This window comes from Prolixibacteraceae bacterium, from assembly GCA_019856515.1.
Lineage (GTDB): Bacteria > Bacteroidota > Bacteroidia > Bacteroidales > Prolixibacteraceae > Halosquirtibacter > Halosquirtibacter xylanolyticus.
Window position 1 is genome coordinate 4,267,795 of sequence record CP082230.1, and the last position, 13,698, is coordinate 4,281,492.

Genomic DNA, 13,698 nt, shown 5'->3' on the forward strand with positions numbered 1-13,698 from the left:
CTTGTCATTCATATCATTAATATATTGGTTTATGATATGTATTTCTTTGAATACTCTTTAGGCGTTTCATTATATAGCTCCTTGAAACATTTGGTGAAGTACGATTTATTTGAAAATCCTACTTGGTAGAGAACTTCTGTTACGCTTAATTCTCCTTCTTGAAGCATCTTAGCCGCTTGTTTAAGTCGATAATTACGGATAAACTCATTGGGTGATAATCCCGTAATATTTTTCATCTTACGATAGAGTTGCATACGACTATAAGCGAGCTCTTTTCCTAAGCTTTCGACAGAGAAGTTCTCCTCCATGATATTTTCTTTGATCACATTCTCTGCAAGCTTGATAAACTTAAGGTCGGATTCTTTCATCCCTGTAGGTGCCTTATCAATTAGTAAGAAGTTGTTTTTAAACTTCTCTTGTAGGGCATCTCTAAGTTCCATTAGCTTCTCAATACGCGTCTCAAGGTGTCTTACATTAAATGGCTTAGGAATATATGAGTCGGCTCCCATTTCGATACCTTGAATACGATGTTCTATTGCCGTTTTAGCCGTAAGTAGAATTACTGGTATATGGTTCGTGATCTCATTTGTCTTGATCTTCTTACATAGTTCTAATCCATCCATTTCAGGCATCATCACATCCGATATAATAAGATCTGGGATGACTTTCATGACTTTATCATAAGCATCTTTACCATTTACCGCTTCAATAATCTCATATTTACTAGAGAGAATTTGAGAGATGAAATCTCGAATCTCTTGATGATCATCAACGACCAAAAGAAGTGGTTTCTTGTTCTCTTGTCCTTGTTCGTTTAATAGACTCTTTATAGTATCGCCTTTCTCTCTAGAGATTGAAATCGTCTCTGTGGTAAACTCTCGATTATCTTCAATGACAATATGCTCTTCAAGCGGAATTCGAATAATAAAACTTGTCTCTCCATTTCTGCTCATTACCCCAAGCTTTCCTTTATGTAGTTCAACAAGTCCTTTAGTTAGTGTTAGTCCAATCCCAGAGCTAGAGAAGATGTTTTGAGTCTCATCTGTCTCGTTGTTGGTGTAGAATCGTTCAAACAACATTGGAATACGATCTTTTTCGATGGTACTACCTGTGTTTACAATTCTTATCTCAACGCACCTCTCTAGTTGATTATCAACACCCCAGTATATTTCATTAGAGGTTGTCTGTTTGTGTTCGTCCATGGTTTGTACCAAGACATTGACCTTCCCACCTTGTGGTGTGTTTTTGATTGCATTGGAAATAATATTATAAAGAACTTTCTCCAGTTTATCTTTATCAAAATTACCGTATTGCTTAATAATATTGTGTGAGAACTCCAGAGATGTACCTTTCTTCTCTGCAATCTTTTGGAATGAATTGATGATATGAGATACAAACATCACATAGTCATCATTTTCCTTATTTAAACTTAAGTGCCCTGCTTCCACTCTTCTAAAATCAATCAGTTGATTAATCAGTCTTAACAGTCTGTCTGCATTGGTCTTAATTAAACTAAGGTCGTTTTTCGTTCTATTGCTTAGATGTTCATTCGATTCAAGAATATCACTTACTGGTCCTGTGATTAGAGTAAGAGGTGTCTTAAACTCATGTGAAACATTGGTGAAGAACTCTAATTTCTCTCTATTGACCTCTTGAATCTTATCTTTTTCTACTCGCTCTAGGTTAAGCTTATTGACGTAACGTTGTTTCATCAAGATAACTCGTCTAAATAGCATAAGACTCGCTATAATTAGAGTTGCATATATAATATATGCCCACCATGTTTGCCACCAAGGTGGACGTATTGTAATGGTGATGGTTGCTGTTTCGTCTGCCCATACACCATCCGAATTTGCGGTCGTTACAATAAAAGTGTAGGTTCCTGGATTCATATTGGCGTAAGAGGCAAAACGCCTATTACTATTACTGTATATCCATTGGTTATCAAAGCCTTCTAACTTATACTTGAACTTGTTCTTATCTGGAGAGGAGTAGTGAAGACCAACAAAGTTCAGAGTAAATGTATTCTGGTTATGCTTTAATGTAATGTCTTTTATACTAGAGATATCACTGTTAATTGTAGGTAGATGTTCTTGATCTTTTCCGATCTCAAGTTTATGGTGGAACACCTCCATTCCAGTAATTAGAATCTTAGGCTTTAGTTTGTTTTTATTAATCTGTTCAGGATGGAAAGCTGTAACGCCATTAATTCCACCAAAGTAAACTCGTCCACTTCTTCCTTTAAAGTAAGCATATTTACGGAAGTTATTGGCTTGAAGCCCATCCTCTATGTCATAGTTTGTAAACTGCTTGGTCTTCAGATTGAGTTTCGAAATACCATAATTACTACTAATCCACAAGCTTCCTTTGGGAGATTCAACAATACCGTAGATTACATCATCAGGCATCCCCTCATTAAGAGAGTAGTGGTTGATTTCTAGTTGTTGGTTCTTCTTCGGGGGAAGAATGGAGTTGATTCCTCCACCAAATAGTCCTACCCATATCTTCTTATCACTGGCCTGCATTACAGAGAATGCTTGGTTGTTTGAGATGCTATTCTGTTTCTTCTCATGGTGAGCATAAGGAATAAATCGGTACGGTAGGCGTGTCTTTTTATTGATTCTTACACGAAATAGCCCCTCGTTATATGTGGCTACCCATAGGTCGTTATTATCATCTTCACATATGTCAACAATATGGCCAATAGAGGTGTGGTTGGTCTGTGTTTGACCATCAAAATATAGTACTTTACCTCTTTCACTATTAGGATTATAGCGTACCAACCCTAATTTAGTATTGTGTACTCCCATCCAAAATATTCCTGATGAGTCGATATAGATCTTTGAAATATTACTATAAGTTCTTTTTAATGAATCGGTAATTTCGATGTGCTGAAGATCAGATATCTTCTTTTGAATATTATCCCATTTGAAAGATAATAAACCTGGTTTGTTACTCCCACAGTATATCCTTCCATGTCTGTCTTGAGTGACTGATAATATTCTTGTTACTCCCTGTGGTAGTGTTGGGTGATAAATGGTATAATCATTCTCTTTAAAATCAATAACATTAATTCCTTTATCAAAAGTTCCAACCCATAGATTTCCATTGTGGTCTTCACATAGGCCATCAATAAGATTACTACTTAAGCTACTTGGATCGTTATTGCGATGGTAGAAATGCATAAAAGGTTGGCGTTCAATGTTGGTGTTGTTTAACCCTCCACGAACTGTTCCAATCCATAATACTCCTGAGTGATCCTCAAACATGGTGCGGACATGATTACTACCTATTGAATTAGGGTCATTGCTTTTATGCATATGTTGAGTAAAAGTCTCATTCCTTGGATTGAATTGCAGTAATCCATTTCTCTCTGTCCCAATCCATAATTCCCCTTTATGGTCTAGCACCATATCTTTAACAACCAAGTTGGTCTTTTTTGATTGTAATAAAGGATTCATCTTTTTAAAAGCCATAAGGCTCTTACTATAATAAAGAGCACTTTTGGTGCCAATAACATAACCATAACTAGGAATCTCTTCTACACTTGTGATTTTAGATTGTGTATTATTGGGTACCAAAACAGGGTCTGGGATAGGTACACCATCTTTTTTTAGGGTTTCAATATCCCAATAAATAAGTGATCTATTTATCCCAACAATAAGTTTATTATCAGAGGTTATCTCCATACATGCAACATGAAGCGGACTTTTCAATGAAGTGTTCATTAAAGGGATCTCAATTAATTCAAGGTTATCCTTGTTGCTATCTTTTTTTGCAGAGAATAGACCGTCGTTGGTTCCTATGATGAAGTGATTTTCACTAACTTCTTTGATGGAGGTGATATCAAGGTAAGGCCACCCCTCCATATTTCTGAATTTCTTCAGTTCAGGGTTGTATATGCTTAATCCTTTTGAGGTGACAAACCACATCTCTCCACTGCTATCTGCATAGCTCAGTATAATACCATTATGGAGTAATGAATTTTTATCATTGAACTTATGGTGATACTTATCGAATTGATATCCGTCGTATTGAAACAGACCATTCGGTGTTCCTATCCATATAATTCCTCTCTTGTCTTGACTTATGGTCGAGACGGAATTTCTTGTAAAACCTTGGCTTGCATTGAATCGATTAATACGTATCGCAAATAATTGGGGAGCGGTACAGGCAAGATAAATCAAGATGAAGAAATATATTCTACATACCTTTAGAATTGTCATGCTTATTGGGGTTTTTTATATTGGGTGATTGAGTTAGTTTTTTGCAATATAAGTTAAAAAAACTGTATTAATAAAGTTTGAAATGGATAAACTTATTAATTTATTGAAAAATAATTCTATTTTAAATTATAAATAGAGAGTTTATATGAGTGGCTTTGGATCTGTAGTAACGCGAAAAATTGGCTTCATATTTCTCTATGGAACACCTTAAAACGCAATTAAATAGAATAAAAATGTATTTTTGTGCGACATGGACGACAAAAGAATGGAAAAAAAGAAAGTAACACTACAAGATATAGCGGATGCATTGAACATCACTCGATCTGCCGTTTCTAAGGCATTGAATGATCATCCTAAGATGAGTAAAAAGACCAAAGAGGCTGTCAATAATATGGCAAAAGAGTTAAGCTATAAGCCCAACCAATTGGCTGCAGCCCTTCGTAAAGGGAAGAGTAAACTTATTGGGGTTATTGTTCCTGCTGCTAATATTACCTTCTTCTCCTCTGTGATCAGAGGACTTGAAGAGTCCGTAAACAATGCGGGGTATAGTGTTATCCTTACACAATCTCATGACTCCGAGGAGAAAGAGAAAGAGATCATCGATACCTTAATTGAGACCAGAGTTGATGGGGTTGTGGCTGCATTAGGTCTAAACACAAAGGATTATAGTCATTTTGCAAAACTGAAAGAGGAGCGGATACCTTTGGTGTTCTTTGATCGTATCATTAAGAATTTTGGAGTAAGCACCGTTCAAATTGATGACTTCAAAGGTGCATATGATGCGGTAGCCCACTTAATAGAGAATGGATGTAAACGTATTGCTCATCTTGGTGGACTGCAACATTTGGTGTTATACCGTAACCGTCTTGAGGGATACAAAGCCGCACTGAAAGATCATGGGATTGAATATCATTCCGAATTGGTTCAGCTTAGCGATCTTCACCATGAAGATGGACGTATTGCAACGCAACGAATGTTAGAGCTAGATAATGCTCCTGATGGAATATTTTGTTCAAGTGATTATGCTGCAGTAGGAGCACTTCAAGTAGCACGTGAAAATGGTAAAGATGTTCCTAATGATATCAAAATTGTTGGGTTTAGTAACGAACCTTTCACCTCCTTCCTTGATCCCGATATTTCCTCTGTTGACCAGTCTAGTGTCATTATGGGACATAAATCAGGTGAATTAATTTTATCTAATGTAATGAGTTCATCATCAGAGATTAAAGAGCAAAATGTGGTACTTAAACCTACTCTTATGATAAGAAAATCTTCTAAAATATTTTTGTAATAATATTTTTTTATCTAGTTTTAGTTCAACCGATTGAAATATATGTTGAAGAGCATGTATAAATGACTCGCTCTTCAACACTATATTCTTTGAATAAAAGGTTGCATTTTTTTTATGAACAAATTTCAATCGATTGAAATAACTTTATTAATTACCATAAGCATAGAATATTTTTACCGGTGATATTTTTTTATGCTACAATTTCAATCGATTGAATCTATTATAACAAGATATGAAAAACAGGTTAATTAAAATCAGTCCTAAGGACAATCTATTGGTTGCATTAGAAGATATTGCACCGGGAGAAATCGTTGATTATGATGGTGTACCATATACTGTAACACATGGTGTAAAGGTGAAGCATAAGATTGCTGAGCATGATTTTAATACAGGAGATATTGTGGTTATGTATGGCTTACCAGTAGGTAAGACTTTAGAGCCAATTGGTAAAGGAGAAGTGATTACAACCGAAAATATTGTACATCACACAGGAGCATTTTCAAAGAGTAGTGGAGGATACCAATGGAGTGCTCCTGATGTGAAAGCATTTGAGAACCGTACATTTAATGGATATAAGCGTGAGGATGGAAAGGTTGGTACAGCCAATAACTGGTTGGTCGTACCATTGGTTTTTTGTCAGAATCGAAACATCCGAATTCTTCAAGAAGAGTTGGAAGATCAATTAGGATATAAGCGTTCTCAAAGTAAGGCGATCGATATAGCCCAAATTACTGCAGCAATACAAAATGGAGCATCCATTGAAGACGTATTAGATCTTGATGTGGTAGGACTTGGACAGCAGAGCAACCGATCACCTTTCTTTCCAAATGTGGATGGCATACGTTTTATTACCCACGATGGTGGTTGTGGTGGAACTAGAGAAGATGCTATCGTGTTGAGCAAACTTCTTGCTGGCTACATTGCCAATGCCAATGTTGCAGGAGCGACGATCCTTGGCCTAGGTTGTCAAAATGCAGAGGTGAAATATATCAACCAATTTCTAGAAGAGTTTGGTGTGTTGAATCAGAAGCCTGTTTATATCCTTGAGCAACAACAGAGTGTTTCAGAAAGAGACTTTATTGCAGAGGCAGTAAAGATGACCTTTGCTGGATTGATGGAAGCCAATAAATTCAAGAGAACACCCCAACCTCTAAGTGAATTAGTGATTGGTCTTGAGTGTGGCGGATCAGATGGTTTTTCAGGTATCTCGTCAAATCCTCTACTTGGTTACATCAGTGATATGATTGTAGCATTAGGTGGAAGTGCGATTCTTGCTGAGTTCCCTGAACTTAATGGCGTAGAGCAAAATATTGTTGACCGTTGTGTTAAACCAGAGTATGCCGATAAATTTACAGAACTCATTCGCACCTACGCACAGAGAGCGAAAGAGGCTGGATCTGGATTCGAGGCAAACCCCTCTCCTGGTAACATCAAGGATGGTTTGATCACGGATGCCATGAAATCTGCTGGTGCCGCGTTAAAAGGAGGTACATCACCAATTCTTGATGTACTTGACTATACCGAAGTCGTAACAAAGAAAGGGTTGAACCTACTATGTACGCCTGGTAACGATGTAGAGTCTACCACAGGGTTGGCATCGACAGGTGCTAATATCATTCTTTTCAGTACAGGCTTGGGGACACCAACAGGTAATCCAACTGTGCCTGTAATCAAAGTGTCGAGCAACACTGATCTTTCAGAGAGAATGAGCGATATCATTGATTTTAATGCAGGTGATATTGTAACAGGAGCACAGTCTATTCGTGAGCGTGCCTTTGAACTAATGGAATACATTATAGAAGTGTCATCCGGAGAACAGTTGGTAAAAGCGGAAAAGCTAAGACAGTATGACTTTATCCCATGGAAAAGAGGTGTTTCTCTTTAATCAAAATAAAACCATTCAAACAGTAACAGAAGATGAAATTAAATAGAGCAAATATAACTCCAGCCTTACCTAAAAGGCCTATTAAGATTGTACAGTTCGGTGAAGGTAACTTCCTAAGAGCATTTGTGGATTGGATGATCGATAGAATGAATAAGACATTAGATTTCAATGCAGGAATCAAAGTGATACAACCTATCGACCGAGGAATGGTGGATATGTTGAACGACCAAGATGGTCTTTATACGTTGTATCTGCGTGGTCTTCAAAATGGGGAAGCTAAAAGTGAGCATACGCTAATCGATGCGATCCAAGGTGGACTTAATCCATATACCGAACATGAAGCTTTTCTTGCCTTGGCAGAAGAAGAGGAGCTGAGATTTGTGATCTCTAACACCACCGAAGCAGGTATCGCTTTCGATCCAAACGATAAGTTAGAAGACAAGCCTCAGAACTCATACCCTGGTAAATTAACAGCCCTTCTATATGAGAGATTCTGTCATTTCGAGGGTAACAAAGACAAAGGGTTGATCATCATCCCATGTGAGTTAATCGATGAAAATGCTGTTCGTCTTAAAGAGATCGTTCTTAAGTATGCGAATCTATGGAACCTAGGAGCTGATTTCTTGAGATGGATCGAAGAGTCGAACTACTTCTGTAGTACTTTAGTGGATCGTATCGTTCCTGGATACCCAAGAGATCGTATGCCAGAAATTACTGAAGAGCTAGGATATGAAGACAACCTAGTGGTAGAAGGCGAATTCTTCCACCTATGGGTTATTCAAGCTCCAGAACAAGTACAAAAAGAGTTTCCTGCACCTGAGGCTGGACTAAATGTAATCTATACTGACGATATCCGTCCTTACAAAAAACGTAAAGTAAGAATCCTAAATGGCGTACACACTGTATTGGTTCCTGTTGCCTATCTGTATGGATTGGATGCCGTAAGACAATCTGTAGAGAATGAGGTGTGTGGTCGTTTCATTCAAAAAGCGATCGACGAAGAGATTATCCCTTCGTTAGATATGGATAAAGAGGAGTTGACTGCCTATTCTAAGGACGTGTTAGAACGTTTCAGTAACCCTTATATCCACCACCTTCTATTGTCGATATCATTAAATTCGTTCTCTAAATTTGAGACTCGTGTATTGCCAACAATCTTAGCATATGTGGAGCAAGAAGGTAAAGTGCCCGCAAGGTTAACTTTTGCTATGGCAGCCATGCTATACTTCTACAGAGGAAAACGTAACCTAGAGGACATCCCTGTAAACGATGCTAAAGAGGTGATGGATTTGATGAACAGAGAGTGGGCTAATGTATCTTCTTCTCTTGAGTTTGAAGGATTAGTGAAAAATGTATTGGCTGAAAAAGCAATCTGGAAAATGGACCTTAACGAAGTAGATGGATTGGCTGACGCAGTCACTAAGTCACTACAGTTGATCCATGATCAAGGGATGAATAAAGCCATTGAGAATATGCTATAAACGAACAAGAAAATGTTTAGACTACTGTAGATGCTGAATTTATATTTGTCTACTATCACTCGTAATTTTACAATGCACGCAGTAGTCTATCATTTCTTTAAAAACATAACATACAAGCAAACAAACTAAGCGAAATTAAACCGTATGAAAACACCTAGAATAGATTCGCATCAACACTTTTGGAAGTATGACACCCAAAAGCATGCTTGGATATCAGACGAGATGTCTATCCTAAAGAAGGACTATTTTCCCGCAGACCTTAAACCATGTTTAGAAGCGATTGAATTTGATGGATGTGTCGCTGTTCAAGCGGACCAATCTGAAGACGAAACCAAATTTCTCATTGCCCTATCAGAGACCGACCGTTTCGTTAGAGGCGTTGTAGGATGGGTTGACTTCAGAGCAGAAGATATCGAAGAGCGCTTGGCATACTACAAGAACTATCCTGTGGTAAAAGGATTTCGTCATGTAGTCCAAGATGAACCCGATGATGCTTTCCTACTAGGTGATGATTTCATGCGCGGTATTGCTTTGTTAGAGAAGTATGGGTACACTTATGACATCTTGATTTTAGAAAAGCACCTTAAAGTGGCTGAGAAATTTATTACCGCTTTTCCTAACCAACCTTTTGTCATTGATCACATTGCCAAACCAAATATCAAAGAGAAATCAATAGATACTTGGAAGGCAGATATGCAAGCGATCGCAAAACATAAGAATGTCTACTGCAAGTTATCAGGCATGGTAACTGAAGCAGATTGGAGCAATTGGAACGACGACGATCTTATTCCGTATATCGATGCTACCATCGAAACATTTGGTGCCGACAGAGTAATGATCGGATCGGATTGGCCAGTATGTACCTTAGGAGGAAGTTATCAGAGAGTGATGGGGGTAGTGATGGATCGAATTAACCTTCTTTCAGAAACCGACCAAGAAGCTATCTTGGGAGGAAACGCAATTAAATTTTATAACCTTTAATAACCATAAATAGAATGAAACCTACATATATAACAGGAGACTACAAAGAGAGTAAATTTTTCAACAACGAAAGCCGTTTGGTGTGTGGACTATCAGGTATTGGTGGGGTATGGGGACACGTTCCTGAAAGAGATGCCGTAGAGACGATTCTTTATGCACTAGAGAATGGTGTTCGTGTGGTTGACACTGCTCCTTCTTATAATATGTCTCAAGCTTATTTAGGTAAAGCACTGAAAGAGTGGGAGGGTGAACGTCCATTTATCAGCTCTAAAGTAGGTCGTCTTAAGTCTGAAAAGGCTGACGACTGTGTAGTGGACTACTCTAGCGAAACAATGCGTAAGAGTGTATATGAAAGTCTTGAGCTTATTGGCGTGGATTCGTTAGATCTTCTTTTTCTTCACGAACCGCATCTAGTACCTGTTGAGCGTATGGATGAGATCATGTCTTGTCTTATGGATCTAAAGAAAGAGGGGCTTGTAAAACGTTTAGGTGTTGGTGGAAACCCTCCAGAATCATTTTACCCTTTTCTAAGAAATGACTATTTTGATGCATTGTCTGGATTCTTGAAAATGGATGCGTGTAACCTTACAGGTTTCGAAAAAGATATTCCTACACTCCGCAAAGAGGGGATTGGATACTATGCGGCTTCGGCTCTACATATGGGACTTCTTGGTCGTCGTTTAGACATGTACAACGAATCACGTCCAAACAACGAATGGATCACAAACTTAGATGTAGATGTTGCAATGAGAATGAATGAAATTGCCAAGCAAAATGACATTCCTCTTTCTCGTATGGCACTTCGCTACCTATTCTCAATGGAAGAGGCAGATCGTGTCGTTGTAGGACCACACACCGTAGCTCAAATGCGTGACCTATTGATCGCATGGAACGAAGGTGTATTGACAGAAGATCTTTTCAATGAGATCACCAATACTATTATTGAAATGAGAAAACCAGTACTAGCATAAAAACCAATAACAACACATTAAATCAAACGATTATGAATTCAAAAGATCAAGTAGTCCCCAGGTCGATGCTCCTCCCCTTTATCTTAATTACATGCTGTTTTGCTCTATGGGGTTTTGCAAACGATATTACTAACCCAATGGTTGAAGCGTTCTCTCGTATCTTCAACATGGGAGCCAGTGGTGGTACCTGGGTGCAAGTGGTATTCTATGGTGGATATGGTGCGATGGCATTCCCAGCGGCACTATTCATTAGAAAATACACATACAAAGCCGGTATTCTTGTAGGTCTAGGGCTTTACGCACTTGGATGTTTACTCTTCTTACCTGCGAGTTCACTAGGAATGTATGCTCCATTCTTGATAGCTTACTTTATCATGACATGTGGTCTATCTTTCCTAGAAACGAGTGCCAACCCATATATCTTATCAATGGGTCCAGACTCGACTGCAACTCGTCGATTGAACTTAGCGCAAGCATTTAACCCTATCGGATCGTTGACCGGTATGTTTATTGCGACTACTGTGATCCAAGCGAAATTAGACCCTAGAGGTGCTGCAGCACGTGAAGCATTGTCCCCAGAAGCTTTCGACGCTGTAAAAGCACACGATTTAAATATTCTAAGCCAGCCATATATTGCTATTGGACTAGTGATTATCGCAATGTTTATCACGATTGCTTTAGTGAAGATGCCTAAGAAAGAGGAGAACGATCACCGTTTGAATCTATTAGGTACATTGAAGAAACTATTCAAGATCTCCAAATATCGTGAAGGAGTAATCACACAGATGTTCTATGTAGGTGCACAGATCATGTGTTGGACATTTATCGTACAATATGGACAGAGAATCTTTGTTAGAGATGGATTGACTCCAGATGCACTGCAAAGCGGATGGTTAAGCATTGTAAACAGCCTTGGGTTCTTATCAAAAGATGTTGCTGATATCATCTCATCAGGACAAGGAGTTAATGGTCTTACAGAAGGTGCTGGAGCACACATTGCACAGCTTTATAATATCCTTGCAATGTTCTTCTTCTTGGTAGCTCGTTTCGTTTGTACTTTCATGCTTAAGTATGTACAACCAGGTCGCTTACTTCAATATCTAGCTATCGGTGGTATTGCACTTACATCAGGAACCATTCTTATCGATGGAATGAACGGATTATACTGCTTGGTAGGTGTATCAGCATGTATGTCTTTAATGTTCCCTACCATCTATGGTATCGCATTGGAAGGAATGGGTGACGACGCGAAATTTGGAGCAGCAGGTCTTATTATGGCTATTGTTGGAGGTACTTTCCTTCCAAAAATACAAGCTGCAATTATCGATATGAAGACTGTTGGATCGATGTCTGCAGTAAACCTATCGTTCATACTACCATTGATCTGTTTCGTGATCATCACGATCTACGGATATAGAACGGTAAAAAGACACATGGCTTAAAACACAGCAACGCATGGAAAATAGAAAAGAGTATAAAAGATACTGTAAGGCATTGACATTGAAAGATGACCCAGCCTTAATCAAAGCATATAAAGAAGTTCATGGACCTGGTGCTGCTTGGCCAGAGATAACACAAGGAATGTTAGATGTTGGTATCATCGACATGGAGATCTACCTCGTAGGAACGCAGTTGTTCATGATCATGGATACCGTGGCCGATTTCGACCACGACAAAGCAATGGCAGAGTTGGCTACCAAGCCACGCCAGTCTGAATGGGAAGCCTATGTATCGAAATTTCAAAATAGTTCGGACGAAGCAACGGCCGACGAGAAATGGAGATTAATGGATCGTATATATAAGTTAGGATTGTAAAAAAGAAAATATTATGAAGCAGTTAGTATGCTTGAAGCCAGGGAGCTTCGAAATGCAGGATGTAGTAAAACCAGCTAGAAAAGAGGGCCATGCCCTACTAAAAATAAAAAGAATAGGTATTTGTGGAACCGATCTTCATGCCTTTGAAGGAACGCAACCTTTCTTCTCTTATCCTCGTGTTCTTGGACACGAATTGTCTGGAGAGATCATGGAGTTGGATAGCGAAGAAGGTGGATTTGAAGTAGGTGAACAAGTGACTTTTATTCCATATTACCCATGTCACGACTGTGTGGCATGTCGTAATGGTAAACCAAACTGTTGTACAAACATCCAAGGTGCTGGTGTACACATTGATGGTGGAATGGTAGAGTACCTTAACGTACCACAATATGCCTTGATTCACGGTCAAGGAATGAGCTACGATGAGTTGGCTATGGTAGAGCCAATGGCTATTGGAGCACATGCTGTTCGTGTTTCTGAAATCAAAAAAGATGAGTTCGTGATTGTGACAGGTGCTGGACCTATTGGTCTAGGTGCTATGGCTTTTGCTAAGATTAAAGGTGCAAAAGTAATCGCATTAGATGTTCAAGATAGCCGTTTAGAATTTGCAAAAGAGCATTTCGGAGCAGACTATGCTGTGAACGCACTGAACAATCCTGTTGAGGCGGTAAGAGAGATTACTGGTGGCGATATGGTAACTACCATTATCGATGCTACAGGTAACCTTAGAGCTATCGAAGGAAGTCTAGACTACCTAGCACACGGAGGTAAAATCACTATGGTAGGCCTACAGCTAGAGAAATTTAGTTTTGCTCATCCTGAGTTCCACAAAAGAGAGACTACATTACGCAGTAGCCGTAATGCAACTCGTGAGGACTTTGACCATGTTATCGATTCAATGAAGACTGGTAAAGTAGATGTGAAATCATTGATTACACATCGTTCTGCGTTCGATAATTTGGTTGAGAATTTTGATTCATGGTTAGACCCGAAAACGGGCGTAGTAAAAGCCGTAGTTAATTTAGATTAACTAAAGGCTTGATTGATC

At 38.7% G+C, this 13,698-nt stretch carries 9 protein-coding genes; 8 read left to right on the forward strand and 1 reads right to left on the reverse strand.

Annotation, left to right across the window (positions count from 1 at the left end; translation table 11 throughout):
- Nucleotides 1-29 precede the first annotated feature (29 nt).
- Nucleotides 30-4,226 (reverse strand): response regulator, encoded by a 4,197-nt coding sequence (locus K5X82_15640; GenBank protein QZT36663.1) that lies wholly within the window; start codon nt 4,224-4,226, stop codon nt 30-32.
- Between the two features lie 250 nt (nt 4,227-4,476).
- On the opposite strand from K5X82_15640, the gene K5X82_15645 reads away from it, so the two are divergent.
- The 8 genes from K5X82_15645 (at nt 4,477) to K5X82_15680 (ending at nt 13,680) form a co-directional block, all read left to right on the forward strand.
- Entirely contained in the window at nt 4,477-5,517 is a 1,041-nt protein-coding gene (locus K5X82_15645) for a LacI family transcriptional regulator (protein QZT36664.1), read from the forward strand.
- Between the two features lie 232 nt (nt 5,518-5,749).
- A complete protein-coding gene (locus tag K5X82_15650; protein ID QZT36665.1) occupies nt 5,750-7,402 on the forward strand; it encodes an altronate dehydratase family protein in 1,653 nt (550 codons plus the stop codon).
- A 32-nt stretch (nt 7,403-7,434) separates the two neighbouring features.
- Nucleotides 7,435-8,883, forward strand: coding sequence for a tagaturonate reductase (locus K5X82_15655; protein QZT36666.1), 1,449 nt, complete (start codon nt 7,435-7,437; stop codon nt 8,881-8,883).
- 144 nt (nt 8,884-9,027) lie between these two features.
- Nucleotides 9,028-9,864 (forward strand): amidohydrolase family protein, encoded by an 837-nt coding sequence (locus K5X82_15660; GenBank protein QZT36667.1) that lies wholly within the window; start codon nt 9,028-9,030, stop codon nt 9,862-9,864.
- A 14-nt stretch (nt 9,865-9,878) separates the two neighbouring features.
- Complete coding sequence (locus tag K5X82_15665) at nt 9,879-10,835, forward strand: aldo/keto reductase (protein QZT36668.1); 957 nt, start codon at nt 9,879-9,881, stop codon at nt 10,833-10,835.
- Between the two features lie 32 nt (nt 10,836-10,867).
- A complete protein-coding gene (fucP, locus tag K5X82_15670) occupies nt 10,868-12,277 on the forward strand; it encodes an L-fucose:H+ symporter permease (GenBank protein QZT36669.1) in 1,410 nt (469 codons plus the stop codon).
- Nucleotides 12,278-12,290: 13 nt separating this feature from the next.
- Complete coding sequence (locus tag K5X82_15675; GenBank protein ID QZT36670.1) at nt 12,291-12,650, forward strand: L-rhamnose mutarotase; 360 nt, start codon at nt 12,291-12,293, stop codon at nt 12,648-12,650.
- 13 nt (nt 12,651-12,663) lie between these two features.
- Entirely contained in the window at nt 12,664-13,680 is a 1,017-nt protein-coding gene (locus K5X82_15680; GenBank protein ID QZT36671.1) for a zinc-binding alcohol dehydrogenase family protein, read from the forward strand.
- Nucleotides 13,681-13,698 lie beyond the last annotated feature (18 nt).